The sequence below is a fragment of the Allobosea sp. P1_A7 genome (assembly GCF_056406775.1).
The window spans coordinates 1-17,011 of record NZ_JBFTZN010000110.1; the positions used below are offsets into that span (position 1 = coordinate 1).

Below are 17,011 nucleotides of genomic sequence, written 5' to 3' on the forward strand. Positions count from 1 at the left end.
GCGAACGGATGGTATGCCGGCTTCGATTCCCGGCACCAGCGCCCCGACCATGGTCGCGAGCAACGCCGCGGTTGCCACCAACCGCACGGCGAGCCCGGATCTCGAGGACCCGCGCGACGAGCAGGCTCGCCAGCCTGTCGTCGAGGCCCCGGCGGCTCCGCATCCGGTCGTGCAGGCCTATGCGCCGCAACCCGTCCGCACCATCGCGCCAGGCACTCCTGTCGCCGCAACGCTGGTTTCGACCTCGTCGAGTGCCGGCATCCCGGTCCGCGGCGCTCCGCTGCCGCCGAACCGTCCCTTCGACCTCGACACCATCGCCAATGCTGCGACCCCGGTTCTGCTCCGCCCGGCCGTCCTGCCGCCACGGCCGCCGGCATTGCGCACCGCCAGCCTGTTCGCCGCTCCCGAGCGCGCCCCGGCCGAGCGTTTCGCGCGGAATAACCCGCTGGCACGGGATCTGGTTCCGCAGACATTGCGGCCATTATCCCGCAATTGACGCGTATCGGGCTTGACCGGCTGAGCCCCGCTCTGCTTCAGATCGGGGCATGAACCCGCCCCGCTATCGCAATTCGATCGCTACGAGATTTGCGGCCGCCACACGCGCGGCGCTGGCGGCTCTCTTTGTCCTGGCGGCTTCGGCTCCCGCGCTGGCCCAGAGCTTCCAGTCGCTCGCTCCACACGCGATTCTGCTCGATTCGGCCACCGGCGCGGTGCTTTACGAGAAAGCCGCGGACGAGCTCATGGTCCCGGCGAGCCTTGCCAAGCTTGCGACTGTCCTGGTGGCATTCCAGGAAATCGCGCAGGGCCGGCTCACTCTCGACAGCGAGATCGGCATTTCCGAGAACGCCTGGCGCAAGGGCGGCGGCATTTCCGGCGGCTCGACCATGTTCGCGTTGGTCCATAGCCGCATCAACCTCTCCGATATCCTGCAGGGCATCATCGTCCAATCCGGCAATGACGCCTCGATTGCGCTCGCCGAGGCGATCGCCGGAGATGAGGCGAATTTCGCGCGGTTGATGACCGAGCGGGTGCGTGCGCTCGGCCTGACCAAGTCGGTCTTCCGCAATGCGACCGGCATGGGCGACCCCGAGCAGAAGGTCACTGCCCGCGAGTTGGCGCGGCTGGCGGATCACATCATCAAGACCTACCCGGAGCTCTACAAAATCTTCGGGCAACGCGAGTTTACCTGGAACAAGATCAGGCAGCAGAACCGCAATCCGCTGCTGACCATGGATATTGGCGCTGACGGCCTGAAGACCGGCAATATCGATGAAGCCGGGTTCGGCCTGGTCGGTTCGGCGGTGCAGAAGGGGCAACGGCTGATCGTCGTGGTGAACGGGCTGAAGTCGGGCCGCGACCGTGCGCAGGAAGCGCGYAAGCTGCTCGAATGGGGCTTTCGCTCGTTCGAACCCCGCCAGCTCTTCGCCGATGGCGAGATCGTCGGCGAGGCCAGCGTCTACGGTGGAGCCAAGGGGCGGGTCGGGCTCAAGGCCAAGGGCCCGGTGAGCCTGCTGCTGCCGCGCGGCAGCAGCGACCGGTTGAGCGCGCGCATCACCTATCGTGGGCCGCTGACCGTTCCCGTCCAGGAGGGCGCCGAGGTCGGGCGGCTCCTTGTCACACGCGGTGAAATAAAGACGCTGGACATTCCACTCTACGCGGCCGAGACGGTCGAGGCCGGCAGCCTGCAGAGCCGCGCGCTCGATGCGCTGATGGAGGCTGCCACTGGCTGGGTGCGCAAGGCGCTCGGCAGGACCTGAGCGGCACGTGTCATGACAAAGGGACGTTTCATCACGCTTGAGGGCGGAGAAGGGGCCGGCAAGTCGACGCTGGCGCGCGCGCTCGCCACGCAGCTCGAGGCCGCGGGCATCCGTTCGGAGTTGACGCGCGAACCCGGTGGTTCGCCCAAGGCGGAAGCCATTCGCGAAGCCATTCTGTCGGGCCGGGTGAAGCATCATGGGCCCTTCATCGAAGCGCTGATGTTCTCGGCCGCCAGAATCGACCATATCGACCAGCGCATCCGGCCGGCACTTGCGCGGGGCGACTGGGTGATTTGCGACCGTTTCATCGATTCGACGCGGGTCTACCAGGGCACGCTTGGGCGCATCGATCCCAAGCTGCTGGCGGAACTGGAACAGGTCACCATCGACGGCCTTACGCCGGATCTGACGCTGATCCTCGATCTCGACCCCAGGGTCGGCCTCGCTCGCGCCGCCCGTCGGCGGGCGCCCGGCGAGGGCAAGGACCGCTTCGAGGGCGAGGCGCTCGCCTTCCATCGCAGCTTGCGCGCGGCCTATCTTGCAATCGCCGAAGCCGAACCGGCGCGCTGCTCGGTGCTTGATGCGACGCTCGCTCCGGAGGATCTGGCCCAGGCCGCCTGGGCGGTCGTGCGCGAGCGCCTGCCGCTGAACCAGGACGCCTGATGCGCGAGAGCAGCAACGAACCGGACCGCCTTCCCGATGCGCCGCATCCGCGCGAGACGCTGGCGCTCGTCGGACATGCGCGCCAGGAGCGGAGTTTCCTGGATGCGCTGCGCTCAGAGCGCCTGCATCACGCCTGGCTTCTCGGCGGTCCCGAAGGCATCGGCAAGGCGAGCTTTGCCTATCGTGCGGCGCGCTTCCTGCTGGCTTCGGGCGATCCGCTGGCGCGCGCCGGCTCGGTGGAAAGCCTGGCGATGCCGGAAGAGGATCCGGCGACGCGGCGCGTGATGGCCCAGTCGCATCCCGACCTGCATCTGCTGCGGCGAACGGTGAAGCCGGACGGCAAGGGCGTGACCAGCAATATCCCAGTCGATTCCGTCCGCCGCGTCATCGACCGGTTCGGAACGAGCGCGGCCGAAGGCGGTTGGCGTGTCTGCATCGTCGACAGTGCCGAGGACATGGATCGCTCCAGTGCCAATGCGCTGCTGAAACTRCTCGAGGAGCCGCCGCCGCGCGCCCTTTTCCTCATCGTTGCCCATGCGCCCGGACGGGCGCTGCCGACCATCCGCTCGCGCTGTCGGCTGCTGACATTTGATGCGCTGGACGAAGGCGCGGTTGCCGAGGCCGGCCGGCTGGCGCTTGAGCGGATGGGATCGCCGTTCGACGCCTCCGCATTGATGCGCGCCGCAGCACTCGCGGACGGTTCCGTACGGCGTGCCCTGACCTATGTCTCCCCGGAGACGCTGGCGCTGGTCGAGGCCGTCAGGGCGCGTCTCGATGCCTTGCCGGGCGTCGATCTCACCGCGCTGCTCGCGCTGGCGGAAGATGTCGCGGGCCGCGCCGGCGAGAGTGATTTCGCGATCATGATCGAYACCATTCAGAGCTGGCTCGCCGCGCATCTCCATGCGCATGCCCATGCCGGCGCGGCTCGCCTTGCACCGCTGGCGGAGGTATGGGAGAAGCTGGGTCGCGCGGCCCGCGAGGTGGAAACCTACAATCTCGACCGCCGGCCGCTCGTGATCTCTATGTTTCATGATCTGTCGGAGGCTGTTCGCCGGTCGCGCGCAGCTTGAAAGCGAACCGTCCGGACTGAACGATGGCCCAGGCCCCGAAATTCTATCTGACCACCGCCATTCACTACACGAATGGCCCGCCGCATATCGGGCACGCCTATGAGATGGTGGCCTCGGACGCGATTGCGCGTTTCAAGCGGCTGGACGGCTATGACGTCTTCGCCATGACCGGCACAGACGAGCACGGCCAGAAGGTGCAGCGCACCGCCGGGCAGAACGGGCTCGACGCGAAATCCTATGTCGATCAGGTGGCCCAGCGCTTCCAGGAGATGGAACAGACGCTCGGCTGTTCCTTTGACCGGTTCATCCGCACCACCGATCCGGATCACCTGCCGTCGACCCATGAGCTCTGGCGGCGCATGGAGCAGGCCGGCGACATCTACCTTGCCAAATATTCCGGCTGGTATTCCGTGCGTGACGAGGCCTTCTACGGCGAGGAGGAAACCACCCTCCTGCCGGACGGCACGCGGCTGGGCGGGCAGGGCACTCCGGTCGAATGGGTCGAGGAGGAGAGCTATTTCTTCCGCCTGAAATCCTTCCAGGAGCGGCTGCTGAAGCTCTACGAGGACGTGCCGGATTTCATCTCGCCGGCAACGCGCAAGAACGAGATCGTCAGCTTCGTGAAGGGCGGTCTCGAGGATCTTTCGATCAGCCGTACCACCTTCGACTGGGGCCTGCCGGTCCCAGGTGACCCAAAGCATGTGATGTATGTCTGGGTCGACGCGCTCAATAATTACGTCACCGGCTGCGGCTTCCCCGACGAGACCAATCCGCGCTGGCACTATTGGCCCGCCGATGTGCACATCATCGGCAAGGACATCGTGCGCTTTCATACGGTTTACTGGCCGGCTTTCCTGATGTCGGCCGGGCTGCCGCTGCCGAAGCGCGTCTTCGGCCATGGCTTCCTGCTCTCCAAGGGCGAGAAGATGTCGAAATCGCTCGGCAATGTCGTCGATCCATTCGGCCTCGCCGAGACCTATGGCGTCGACCAGCTGCGCTATTTCTTCCTGCGCGAGGTCTCTTTCGGCCAGGACGGCAACTACAGCCACGAGGCCATCATCGGGCGCATCAATGCCGATCTTGCCAATGATCTCGGCAATCTGGCCCAACGTTCGCTCTCGATGATCGCCAAGAACTGCGAAGGCAAGGTGCCGGTGCAAGGCGCATTGAACGAGGGCGACGAGGCCATGCTCGCTCTTGCCGATGGCGCGCTCGCCAAGGCACGGGCAGCGATGCAGGATTTTGCCCTGCACGTCGTGCTCGCGGAGATCTGGGCGCTGGTGGCGGAGGCAAACCGCTATTTCGCGGCCAATGAACCCTGGCGGCTGAGCAAATCGGATCCCGCCAGGCGCGACACCGTGCTCTATGTCACGGCGGAAGTGCTGCGCCAGGTCGCAATTCTGACGCAACCGGTGATTCCGAGCTCGGCCGGCAAGCTGCTCGACCTGCTTGCGGTCGGCGCGGAGGCCCGCAGCTTCGCGAGCCTGGGCGAAGCCGGGCGTCTCGCCAGCGGCACAGTTCTGCCTGCACCGAGCGCGATCTTCCCGCGCTATGTCGAGCCCGATGCCGGGCAGGTGGCCTGATGTTGATCGATACCCATTGCCATCTCGACTTTCCGGATTTCGCCGAGGATCTCGCGGCCTATGTCGCGCGGGCCGAGGCGGCAGGGGTCTCGCGGATGGTGACGATCTCGACACGGGTTTCGYGCTTCGGGACCTATGCCGGGATCGCCGAACGCTTCGCATCGGTGTGGTGCACCGTCGGCACGCATCCGCACGGCGCGCATGAAGAGCTCGACGTCACGGCCGACCAGCTTGCCAGGTTGGCGGAGCACCCGCGCTGTGTCGCAATTGGCGAGGCCGGGCTCGACTATCACTACGACAAGAGTCCGCGCGATGCGCAGGCGCAGGGGCTGCGCACGCACATTGCCGCAGCGCGCATGACCAGGCTTCCGCTCGTCATCCACGCTCGCCAGGCCGACGAGGACATGATCGCGATCCTGCGTGAAGAGACGGAGATGGGCGCTTTCCCGGCCATCCTGCACTGCTTCACGGCAGGTCCGGAACTGGCTCGGGTCGGCGTCGAGCTCGGACTCTACGTGTCCTTCTCCGGGATTCTGACCTTCAAGACCTCAGAGGATCTGCGCCAGATTGCGCGCGATATCCCGATTGATCGGCTTCTGGTCGAGACCGATGCGCCCTATCTCGCCCCGGTCCCGTTCAGGGGAAAGCGCAACGAACCGTCTTACGTCGTTGAAACGGCGAAGACTCTCGCCGACGTGAAAGGAGTCTCCTTCGACGAGATCTCGCGCGTCACGACGGAGAATGCGCGACGCTGCTATTGGAAGATGGATCACGCGGCGCCTGTGGCGCAGGTCGCCTGAGCAGCACGCCCAAGATGGCCCTGACGATCACGATCCTCGGCTGCGGTTCTTCTGGAGGCGTACCCCGGCCGGGCTCGGGCTGGGGGGCCTGCGATCCGAAGAACCCGAAGAACCGGCGTCGGCGCTGCTCGATCCTTGTCGAGCGCAATGGCGGCAACGGGACGACCAGGCTGATCGTCGATACCACGCCGGATCTGCGCGAGCAGTTGATCGATGCCGAGGTCAAGCATCTCGATGCGGTGCTCTTCACTCATGACCATGCCGACCACACCCATGGCATCGACGATATGCGGGCGCTGGTGCTGCATATGCGCAAGCGGATTCCGGTCTATGCGGATCCGGTAACGGCCGCGACCTTGCGGACGCGCTTCGGCTATATCTTCGAGACGCCGCCCGGCAGCCTCTATCCGCCGATCCTCGAGATGCAGTCGATGCTGGCCGGCGAACCGCTGACGATCGAGGGGGCAGGGGGCGGTATTTGCGCGCGCCCCATCGCGCTGGAGCACGGGCCGGGTTACGAGGCTCTCGGCTTCCGCTTTGCCGATCTCGGTTATGTACCTGATGTCAGCCTGATGCCGCCCGAGGCCAAGGCCACCCTGGCCGGCCTCGACGTGCTGATCCTCGACTGCTTGCGCGAGACGCCGCACCCGAGCCATTTCAGCCTGTCGCAGGCGCTGGAGGCAATTGCCGAACTGGCCCCCAGACGCGCGGTGCTGACCAATCTCCATATCGACCTGGACTATCAGAACCTGTCCAAGCGCTTGCCTGCGCGCATCGCTGTCGCCTTCGACGGCATGAGCCTGACGGTCGACGGCTGAGGCGAGAAGAGGGCACCCCGCCCCCGGTTCGGCCTCAGGCAGCGTTCTGGTGGTGCCATTCGTCCAGATAGGCCAGCACGGTCTTCAGGTCCGACACATCGACATAGCGGCGGCCGAGATCGCGCAGATTGTCCCTGTGTGGCTGCTCCTCGATATCCCCGACGCAGTCCTCAGGCACGATGGTGCGGTAGCGATAGCTGAAGGAATCGATCGAGGTCGCGCRAATGCAGCCGCTGGTGTTGCAGCCGGTGACGATCACGGTATCGACGCGTTCCTTGGTGAAATAATCGCTGACACCGGTATTGAAGAAGATCGACGGACCCTTCTTGCACACGGTCAGATCATAGGACGCATCATAGATGCGTGGATCATGGGCGACGCTCGGATGGTCGTGCAGGAAGGTCTCGCGCACGGCCGTGATCTTCCAATAGGGCATTTCCCGCTCGTTCATATAGGCGGTGTTGCAGTTGGCGACCGGCACATTGTAACGGCGCGCGACCTCGAGCAGAGTTGCGGTGTTCTCGAGGGCACGCATGACCAGCGGTGCACCGCCCAGCGGATACTGCGGATCGGTAAAGCCCTTCTGGAAATCGACCACGACAATGCCTGGCTTCCTGCCGAACCCGACCGGGATCTCGCCATAGCTGCGGTTCTGGTAATCGTCGCTCATCGCGGCTCTCCCTGCTTGCTGGCATGTTGTCGAGGTCATCCTTGATTGCACTAAAAAAACAAGCAAGATTGTTTTTCTAATACTGTATCGCCGAACGCCGGCGAGGCGAGGGCGGCCATGTCGAGCCCGAGGAGGAGAAGGTGAGCAAGGCAGAGCGGCAGCAGCAGATGCGCAGCATCATGACGCGCGAGCGGCTGATCCAGTCGACGCTCGATGAGATCTTCGAGGTCGGCTATCACGCCGCCACCACCCAGGAGATCGCCGCCCGGGCCAATGTCTCGCGGGGCGCCTTGCTGCATCATTTCCCAGCGCGGGCCGACATCGTCCTCGCCGCCATGGAGGAACTGCTCGAGGACGGCACTCGGCAGATCAGGGCCGTGGCCGACGAGGTCCAAAGCGGCAAGATCTCGCTCGAGGGGTTCGTCGAGTTCCTGTGGCAGCTCTTCTCGGGCCGGTTCTTCTATCTCTCGCTGGAGATGATCACCGAGGCACGCAACGATCCGGAGCTGTGCGAACGGATGATTCCGGTGGTGAAGCGCTTCCATCAGGTGCTCGACGGCATTTGGTCGGAGTTTTGCGACCCGCAGAAGCGCCCGCCGCAGCAAGCGCGCATCATCCTCAATCTGACGCTTTGCCTGGTTCGCGGCATGGGCGTCCAGACGGTTCTGCGTCCAGACCCGGGCTATTACCGCGAACTCATCGAGGCCTGGAAGGCATTGCTGCCGCAGCTCATCGACGGCCCGACCGGGGATCTCATCTTCGCGGGAGAAAACGGCTCGAGGTGACCAGCGAAGGATCAGCGCTGCGACGACGCTAATCCTGGAGGTGCTTTTGCGCGATCAGCGCGGCTTCGACCCGGCTCTTGAGGCCGAGCTTTGCGAGAATGTTCGAGACGTGAAACTTGGTGGTCTGGATTTGCACCCCCGTCGCCTCGGCGATCTCACGATTGCTGAAGCCGCGCCCGAGCAGGCGTAGCGTGCGGTTTTCCTTCGCTGAAAGCGCTGCGATCTTGGTGATGACGGGGTCGACCTCCTGCTGCCCTCGCATCGCGCTCAGCAGGCGCACGGCCATGTTGGGAGGGACATAGGATTCGCCCCCTGTGATCGCCCTGACGATCGCGATCAGATCCATGGCCGGGACGCCCTTCAAGGCATAGCCCGACGCGCCGGCGTCCAGCGCCTGCAGCACGACGTCTTCTTCCTCCGAGACCGTCAGCATGACCACTTTCACCTGCGGCCATGTCTGGTGAATCCGTCGCGCCGCGGCAATTCCGCCGCCAGGCATCGACACATCGAGCAAGGCGACCTGCGGGGAGAGCCTTCCTACTAGCTCGAAGGCTTCGTCGGCCGACGCACCTTCGCCGACCACCTCCAGGTCACCACTTCCCGAAAAGATCTGCACCAGACCCGCGCGGAAGATCGCGTGATCGTCCACGACAACGATGGATTTTCGTTCACGCAACGAGCAGCCCTCCACTGAGGTCCAGGGTCATCTTGAGCAGATTGCCTCCGTCACCGAGGCGGCGTTTCGTCAATGTTCCGCCAAGGCTCTCGACCCGTTCCTGCAGGCCGTAGAGCCCAATGCCCGCGCTGGGAAGGTCTTTCTCTGCAGACGAAGAGTCGCCTCCGCTGTCGGCCACCGAGACATTCAGGAGCGTTCCGTCCATCCAGCTCCGCACCTCCTGACCTGTTGCCCCGCCATGGCGATAGGCATTGTTGAGCCCTTCCTGGACGAAGCGGAAGACGCAGATCCTGACGGCATGCGACACCGGCTGAGGCAGCTCGGTGGTGGCGAGAGCTACGGATGTTCGCGTGCGCGCTTCGTGTGCCCGCACAGCCCGCTCGATAACCATATGGAGCGGCAGGTCGGCGATCTCGGGAAGGACAAGCCCMTTGGAGATGCTCCTGATCTCGCGCATCGCCTCGTCGAGCGCCGACTGCATAGTCAGCAGGGAGCGATCGCGCGGGGCCTTGCTTCTGGCGTTGCGCGCGTCCTCGATCTTCAGGATCGAGAAGCTGATCAACTGGGCGGGGCCATCATGGAGATCCGCGCCGATCCCGCGGATGAACTGTTCGTTCAGCTCCGCGACCCGCGCCGAGGCGCGCTGCAGCCGGTCGGACAACTGCCGGTTCTCGAGCAGCAGCTGTTCGGTCTCTTCGACGCGCCGCTCAAGGGCCTTCCTTTGTGTCTCGATGGTTCGGCTCCCGCGATGGACGATGCCGAACAGGGCGAGCATGATCGCCGCCGTAACCGCGGCAATGACCAGCCAGCTGCTCCGTCTGAGCGCTGCAAGCTCCTCCCGGAAGGGCTCGGCCTGCTCGTGGATTTCGGCAACGGCAATGATGCGGGAAGAGCCTTCCAGCCGGATCGGGCTGTAGATTTCGAGATAGCGGGTCCTGATGCCCCGAATCACATGCTCGCCTGCACGAGGGTCGGCATGGTCGGCCGTGACCTCGCCCGTCAGCGCCCGCAACAGGCCGTTGGGGCGGTCGAACTGATGGCCGATGATCTGGGGGGTGTTGGAGTAGGCCACGACCCCATCCGGCGTCCAGACCTCGAAATAGGGAAAGCGGCGCTTCACGGCCTCGTCGGCGAACAACTGGTCGAGCCGTGCGATCGCCCCCGCCGACAAGCTCTGGGAGGTGGCAAGCTCCTGAACGGCCGGAGCAACCAGACTCTGCATGAACAAAGCGGTCGAGGCTGCCTTGCTTCTGATCGCCTCACGAGAAACCAGCTCGGTGATCAGATAGCCGGCCACGAGCATGGCGATCTGCATGACGAGGCCACCGGCGATCAGGAACTGCACCGACAGCGTCGCGCGTCGTGGCGCGGCCTTCCCGGCGGGCAAGTGCTGCAACGGCACGCCCGTGATCACGTCACTGCTCTCGAAGTCCTGAACCGGCTTCAGCATATCGCCCGTCGACGTCTCCACGCAGAGATTAGCTCAAACTGATGACTGTGAGATCACCATCTGGCAGCGCGATCCATCAGTATTGCAAGCGAAACCGGCCAAGCGGCCCGGATCACTTCCGCAGTGAACGAAAACTGGTCGAAGGTCTAGTAAGCCAGCTCGCCCCCAGATGCGTCAGCGTCGGTTCAAAGGTCGTCGCGGTGCCACGCCCGTAAGTCGCCGAATATTGGCCGACCTTATCTTCTTCAAATCGACCCCATACCCAGCAATCCTTTTGCTTAACGAAGCGTAATCGGGCGGTTCGTCGGAAATGCCGCATGCAAGGGCGCTCACAGTCCTTCGTGCGGCTCAACGGCAGACGCTCGGTGCGGCAGAAGCAATTCTTGGGTCTTAACGCAGCACCGTGGGCGGAGCGAGGGTATCATGAAGCTCAATACGCACGACCTTGAGTTCATCCTGAAGCAGATCAAGATCGCCGAGGCCCATACGGCCGGGACGCCCTTGACCGAGTTGGTCGATAATCCGCTGGTGCCCTACGGGCTACGCACGGTCGACGGCACCTACAACAACATCATCCCGGGCAGGGAATGGGTCGGGTCGTCCGACCAGACCATGCCGCGCCTGCTCGATCCGGTCTTTCGCCCGGCAGAGAATGGGCCTGGCGGGGCACCGACGAGCTACCAGCAGACCTCTGGGAACGTCTACGACTCCCAGCCTCGTGTGATCTCGAACCTGATTTCAGATCAGACGATCGGCAATCCCGCCACGATCATTTCCGCGCTGACCAATCTTGGGCACGAGGACCCCTATCTGTTCCTGCAGGCGCATGCGGCTGTCTATGAAGCTGCCGTGTTGGCCTATGAGGAATGGGAGACGGCTGACCGCGGCCTCGCGCAGGCGAACGCCAATCTTGCACTTGCGCAACGCGCAATCGGACCAGCGCAGGGTCAGGTCGCTGTGGCACAGGCTGCTTTCGATCTGGCGGTTGCAGAGGGGGGCGATACCGGGCCGGCACTGGCTGCGCTCGCCACCGCGCAGGCAAGTCTCGCCACGGCCGTAGGCAATGCCACTGCTGCCGCGGCGGCCGTCGGCGTCGCAACCGCGACGCTAGCGGCCGAAGTGCAGCAGAAGCACGTCGCCTACGACGCAATGACGGACGCGCTCGGCGTCACGATGCAGGGCGACACCGTCCTTATCCCGAACGTCGCGCCCGATTTGGGCGACACCGCTCCGTTCAACGGGTTCTTCACGCTGTTCGGCCAGTTCTTCGATCATGGGCTTGATCTGGTCAGCAAGGGCGGGAACGGCACGGTCTATATCCCGCTCCAGCCCGACGATCCGCTCTACGTCGCCGGTAGCCCGACCAATTTCATGGTGCTGACGCGCGCGCAGAACCAGCCGGGCGCCGACGGTGTGGTGGGTACCGCCGATGACGTGCGTGAGCATAACAACGAGACGACGCCCTGGATCGATCTGAACCAGGTCTACACCTCGAATCCGTCCCACCAGGTCTTCCTGCGGGAATACGCCATGCTGGACGGCAAGCCCGTCGCGACCGGGCGCATGCTGGAGGGGGCGAATGGCGGCCCTCCGACCTGGGCCGACGTCAAGGAACAGGCTGCGTCCAAGCTCGGCATCCTGCTGACCGATGCGGACGTCCTGCGCGTTCCGGCGATCCTGACCGACCTCTATGGCGAGTTCATTCGGGGGGGCACCGGCTTCCCGCAGTTGGTCACCGGCACCGGCACGGGCTCCGTCGAGGGAAATCCGGGCGCGCTGGCTGTGGCCTCGGACGCCTTGTCGGCTGGCCGCGCCTTCCTGAACGACATTGCCCACACGGCGGTGCCGGGCGGGCTGGTCGATCATGACCGAAACCCGGCAACCGCGCCCGTTCTCGTGCTTGCCGACGATGATACCGTTGCCGGAAACCAGATCGCTCTCAACCAGTTCGGGATTGCGACAACCTATGACGACGAACTTCTCAATGCTCACTTCATCGTCGGCGATGGTCGCGGCAACGAGAATATCGGCCTGACCTCGGTCCACCATACTTTCCACCACGAGCACAATCAGCGCATCGACCAGATCAAGACGCAGTTGCTGACAGGCGAGGGGGCAGACGTCGCGTTCCTGAATGAGTGGCTGCTGACCGATGTCACGGTGATGCCGACATCGCAGGCCGAGATCGATGCGCTGGTCTGGGATGGCGAGCGTCTGTTTCAGGCCGGCCGGTTCTCGACGGAGATGGTCTATCAGCATCTCGTCTTCGAGGAGTTCGCGCGTGCCATCGCACCCGATGTCGATCCCTTCGTGTTCTCCAACACCACAGTGATCGATGCCGGGATCGTCGCCGAATTCGCCCATGTCGTCTATCGCTTCGGGCATTCGATGCTCACCGACACGATCGACATGTTCAAGCTCGATGCGAACGGCAATCCCGTCGCGTCGGACATTGCACTGTTCGACGCCTTCCTGAATCCGATTGCCTTCAATGCTGCCGGTACGACGGCCGAGGCTGCGGCTGCGGCGATCCTGACCGGGATGACCCGGCAGGTCGGAAACGAGATCGACGAGCACATTACCGATGCGCTGCGCAACAATCTCGTCGGCCTGCCGCTCGACCTCGGCGCACTCAACATAGCGCGGGCTCGCGATACCGGCATTCCCTCGCTCAATGAGGCCCGCCGCCAGTTCTACGAGGACACGCATGACAGCCGCGTGAAGCCTTACGAGAGCTGGTACGATTTCGCGCTTTCGATGAAGAATCCGGCCTCGCTGATCAACTTCATCGCAGCCTATGGCACGCATTCCTCCTTGCTCGGCAATCTGACGCTTGAACAAAAGCGGGATGCCGCAACCCTGCTGGTCATGGGCGGGGCCAATGCGCCGGCCGATCGCATCGCGTTCCTGAACGGGACGGGCGCCTGGGCGAATGCCGCCAATGGCGCGACCATCACAGGCCTCGACGCAGTCGATTTCTGGATCGGCGGGCTCGCCGAGAAGAAGATGGCCTTCGGCGCGATGCTGGGGTCGAGCTTCACCTATGTCTTCGAGTACCAGATGGAGCAATTGCAGGCCGGCGACCGGTTCTACTATCTGAGCCGGACCCAGGGCCTGAACCTGCTGAACGAGTTGGAGGCGGATTCCTTCGCGCAACTCCTGATGCGCAACACGGATGCAGGGGCCGAGGGAGCGCCGCATATCAACGGGGCAGCCTTCCAGACGGCCACCTACATCCTCGAGATGGACCCGACCAAGCAGATCACGGGCCTAGGCCTCAACGGCAAGGCGGACCCGACGCATACCAACCCGGTACTGCAGGCCATTAGCCCGATGGTCATCCGCGACAATCCCGCGACGCCTGGCGCCGACAACAATTATCTGCGCTATACCGGCGTCGATCACGTCGTCCTCGGCGGCTCTGCCGGAAACGACATCCTGATCGGCGGCGAGGGGGACGACACGCTCTGGGGTGGGGCGGGCGATGATCGCCTCGAGGGCGGCTATGGCGTCGATCACCTGCATGGTGGAGCCGGCAATGACATCATCACCGACAGCGGCACGGATATCGGCGCAGCCGACGTCATTCATGGCGACGCCGGCGATGACGTCATCACGCCCGGCAACGGTCTCGACCTGATTTTCGGCGGGGACGGCAGCGACTTCATTTATGGCGGCACCGAGGGCAAGACCGTCTCGGGTGGCCAGGGCAATGACTTCATCCGCGGCGGGACGGGAGGCAGCTTCCTGGCCGGCAACGAGGGGGACGACTGGATCGAGGGCGGGGACAGCTTCGACACCCTGGCCGGCGAAAACTCCGAGCTGTTCTTCAACTCGACGATCATCGGCCATGACGTGCTCAACGGCCGCGGCAACGACAATGATTACGACGCCGAGTCGGGCGACGATATCATGATCCAAGGCGAAGGCGTCGAACGCAATAACGGCATGGCCGGGTTCGACTGGGCGATCCACAAGGGCCACAACGAGGCCGCTGACTCCGACATGGGCATGACCATCTTCCAGAACCAGCAGGACAACATCCTGCGCGATCGGTTCGACCTGGTGGAGGGCCTGTCGGGCTGGAAATACAACGACAAGCTGACCGGGCGCGAAGTCGTCATGGGCGCCTTCGACGAAAACGGCAATGCGACGCAGGTCGACCCCGGTGCGCCTCTCGACTCCTATTCGAGCGCGCTGCTCGAGAAGAACCTCTCGCTGATCGCGGGACTGGAGCGGCTGGTCGCGCATCTCGACCGGACGACTGTGACGGTTGCCGGCAAGACCGAAACCATCGTCATGGACACCTCCGACGCCTCCGACATCCTGCTGGGCGGCGGCGGCAGCGATCTAATCGAAGGCAAGGCCGGCAACGATATCATCGACGGCGACTCCTGGCTGAACGTGCGGATCAGCATCCGCGATGACCAGGGCAATGAACTCGCAACGGTCGACACGCTGTCGGACACGATCACCAATGCGGACCCGTCGGTTGCGCATTGGAACGGGCGGACTCTTCCAGAACTGATGCTCTCCCGTGAGATCATACCAAATCAGCTCAACATCGTTCGCGAAATCCTCGACGGAAACCAGGCCGGCGATATCGACACTGCGGCTTACTGGGATGTCGCGGCCAATTACCTGATCAGCCGCAATGAGGATGGCAGTGTCACTGTCACGCATGTCACCCAGTCCGCAGCGGTGATCGATCCGACCACGGGGCGGGCGCGCCAGTCTGACGGATCCGACCGGCTGTTCAATATCGAGGYGCTGAAGTTCGCGGACCAGACCGTCAGCCTCAACCGGCTCGTGACCGGGGCGCTGACCATCACGGGCACCGAGAACGTGCTGACCGCGGACACCTCTGGCCTCAGCGATGCCGACGGCCTCGGCACCTTCAGCTATGCTTGGCAATCCTCGACGGATGGTGGCGTCACCTGGAACACGATCGCTGGCGCAGCATCTGCCAGTCTGACCGTCTCGGCCGCCCTCACGGGCCAGTTGATCCGGAGCGTCGTGAGCTATGTCGATGCTCGCGGTTTCGCGGAGTTCGCAATCTCCGATGTGACGGCGAAGGTCGGCAGCAACACCAATGGCGCGGTGGTCGAGGTCATCAACGGAACCGCCGACGCCAACCTGCTCAATGGTCGCGGCGGCAACGATACGATCAACGGGCTGGCCGGCAACGACATCATCAATGCCGGGGCCGGGGCCGACACGGTCGATGGCGGGGATGGCAACGACACGATCGATGGCGGTGCGGGCAATGACGTGCTCTCTGGCGGAGCCGGGAATGACACGATCATCGGTGGCGCCGGAAACGACACCCTGACTGGCGGCGCCGGCAACGACACGCTCGACGGCGGCGACGGCACGGCCGATGTTGCGGTCTATGCCGGCYCGATCACCGACTACGACATCGCGCTGGATGGGACCGGCCGGATCGTGGTGACAGGCGCGGCCGAAGGCACCGACACGATCAGCGGTGTCGAGCGCTTCTCGTTCGGCGGGACGACCTACACGCAGGTCGTTGCGGGCACGAACGGTGCCGACGGCGCGCTTCTCGGCGGAGCCGGGTCTCAGCTCATCTTCGGCTTTGCCGGCAATGACACGATCATCGGTGGCGCCGGAAACGATGCCATCCATGCGGGAGCGGGCGACGATATCATCGCCTGGGCCGTCGGCGATGGCCGCGACGTCGTCAATGGCGGAACCGAAGGTTCCGTCGGCGACACCTTCTCGATCACCGGAGCGGTCGGCGCCGAGACATTCCGCGTCTATACCCGCGCCGCCGCCGCCGGCGTTGGCGGGATCGGCTATACCGGAACGGCGGAGATCGTGATCACCCGAAGCGTCGGGGCCGGGGCGGCGACGATCATCGCCGAACTGACCGAGATCGAGGAGATCGTGATCAACGGCGCGCCCGCATCGCCTCCAGGCGGTCCGGTGAACACCACCATCGCCGGTGACACGATCCAGGTCTTTGGCGATTTCACCCAGACCAGCCTCAACCTGAACACCATCACGATCGATGGCACGAGCGGCAACGACACGATCGACATCTCGGCGCTGAGCTCTGCGCATCGCATCGTCTTCAGGTCAAACGGTGGCAATGACACGATCATTGGCTCGCTTCGGGCTCAGGACGTCATCGAGCTGCCGGATGGCGCGACGCTGGCAGACTACGAGGCGACCGATAATGGCGACGGCACGACGACCCTGTCGAATGGCAGCCACTCGATCACCTTCACCGGGGAGATGCCGGTCATCGATGATGGCGACGACGATGATGATGACGATGATGACGACGATGACGACGGCGCCGGCAATGGCGACGATGACGACGACGATGATTGCGGCTGTGACGACGACGAYGATGAYGACGGGGCTGGCACGGGTACACCGCCTCCCGGTTCGGGCACCAATCCTGGGACGCATGTCGGGACGGGGCTGAGCGATGTCCTGATCGGGGCAGCGGGGGCGGACAACCTGATCGGCCAGGGCGGCGACGATGTCCTGATCGGTGCGGGCGGCGACGACACGATCTCGGCGGGCGATGGCAACGACTTCGTCGATGCCGGGGAGGGCCGTGACGTGGTCTTCGGCGGGGCCGGCGACGACGGGCGGCTGGGCGGGGCTGGAACCGACCTTATCGATGGCGCGGCCGGCAACGACCGTATCTTCGGTGGCACGGGCGACGACCGGATCACGGCCGGGGCCGGCGACGACACTGTGGTGG

General features: G+C 64.4%; 11 protein-coding genes and 1 pseudogene. 9 read left to right on the forward strand and 3 right to left on the reverse strand.

Features of this window, described 5'->3' with window-relative positions; all coding sequences use genetic code 11:
• The 7 genes and pseudogenes from AC1D34_RS19530 to AC1D34_RS19560 all read left to right on the forward strand — a co-directional run.
• Positions 1-496: pseudogene (locus AC1D34_RS19530) on the forward strand (hypothetical protein); the annotation flags it as partial.
• 49 nt (positions 497-545) lie between these two features.
• Positions 546-1,757, forward strand: coding sequence for a D-alanyl-D-alanine carboxypeptidase family protein (locus AC1D34_RS19535; RefSeq protein WP_476775383.1), 1,212 nt, complete (start codon positions 546-548; stop codon positions 1,755-1,757).
• Positions 1,758-1,769: 12 nt separating this feature from the next.
• Complete coding sequence (gene tmk, locus AC1D34_RS19540) at positions 1,770-2,420, forward strand: dTMP kinase (RefSeq protein ID WP_441505585.1); 651 nt, start codon at positions 1,770-1,772, stop codon at positions 2,418-2,420.
• Positions 2,420-3,490 carry a DNA polymerase III subunit delta' gene (locus tag AC1D34_RS19545; RefSeq protein WP_476768717.1) on the forward strand — a complete coding sequence of 357 codons (1,071 nt, stop codon included), beginning with the start codon at positions 2,420-2,422 and terminating at the stop codon, positions 3,488-3,490. The genes tmk and AC1D34_RS19545 overlap by 1 nt, the downstream gene beginning before the upstream one ends.
• Before the next feature lie 23 nt (positions 3,491-3,513).
• A complete protein-coding gene (metG, locus tag AC1D34_RS19550; protein ID WP_441505587.1) occupies positions 3,514-5,073 on the forward strand; it encodes a methionine--tRNA ligase in 1,560 nt (519 codons plus the stop codon).
• Positions 5,073-5,873: a TatD family hydrolase gene (locus tag AC1D34_RS19555; RefSeq protein ID WP_476825068.1), complete on the forward strand. Its 801-nt coding sequence runs from the start codon at positions 5,073-5,075 to the stop codon at positions 5,871-5,873. Before metG ends, AC1D34_RS19555 begins: the two co-directional genes overlap by 1 nt.
• Before the next feature lie 14 nt (positions 5,874-5,887).
• Entirely contained in the window at positions 5,888-6,691 is an 804-nt protein-coding gene (locus AC1D34_RS19560) for an MBL fold metallo-hydrolase (RefSeq protein ID WP_476775382.1), read from the forward strand.
• Positions 6,692-6,725: 34 nt separating this feature from the next.
• Here the strand turns inward: AC1D34_RS19560 and AC1D34_RS19565 are convergent, their stop codons facing one another.
• Positions 6,726-7,361: an isochorismatase family protein gene (locus AC1D34_RS19565; protein ID WP_476825069.1), complete on the reverse strand. Its 636-nt coding sequence runs from the start codon at positions 7,359-7,361 to the stop codon at positions 6,726-6,728.
• Positions 7,362-7,501: 140 nt separating this feature from the next.
• On the opposite strand from AC1D34_RS19565, the gene AC1D34_RS19570 reads away from it, so the two are divergent.
• Complete coding sequence (locus AC1D34_RS19570; protein WP_441505591.1) at positions 7,502-8,146, forward strand: TetR/AcrR family transcriptional regulator; 645 nt, start codon at positions 7,502-7,504, stop codon at positions 8,144-8,146.
• 28 nt (positions 8,147-8,174) lie between these two features.
• Here AC1D34_RS19570 and AC1D34_RS19575 read toward each other — a convergent pair whose 3' ends face one another.
• Both AC1D34_RS19575 and AC1D34_RS19580 read right to left on the reverse strand, forming a co-directional pair.
• Positions 8,175-8,822, reverse strand: coding sequence for a response regulator (locus AC1D34_RS19575; RefSeq protein ID WP_441505592.1), 648 nt, complete (start codon positions 8,820-8,822; stop codon positions 8,175-8,177).
• Positions 8,815-10,293 carry a sensor histidine kinase gene (locus AC1D34_RS19580; protein ID WP_476825070.1) on the reverse strand — a complete coding sequence of 493 codons (1,479 nt, stop codon included), beginning with the start codon at positions 10,291-10,293 and terminating at the stop codon, positions 8,815-8,817. The genes AC1D34_RS19575 and AC1D34_RS19580 overlap by 8 nt, the downstream gene beginning before the upstream one ends.
• Positions 10,294-10,695: 402 nt before the next feature.
• On the opposite strand from AC1D34_RS19580, the gene AC1D34_RS19585 reads away from it, so the two are divergent.
• Positions 10,696-17,011, forward strand: a 6,316-nt coding sequence (locus AC1D34_RS19585; RefSeq protein ID WP_476825071.1) for a peroxidase family protein, incomplete at its 3' end; no start/stop codon positions are given.

Bases quoted from the DNA above. Each gene is read 5' to 3' on its own strand.
- metG (WP_441505587.1), top strand. From the start codon at position 3,514: ATGGCCCAGGCCCCGAAATTCTATCTGACCACCGCCATTCACTACACG.
- AC1D34_RS19560 (WP_476775382.1), top strand. From the start codon at position 5,888: ATGGCCCTGACGATCACGATCCTCGGCTGCGGTTCTTCTGGAGGCGTA.
- tmk (WP_441505585.1), top strand. From the start codon at position 1,770: ATGACAAAGGGACGTTTCATCACGCTTGAGGGCGGAGAAGGGGCCGGC.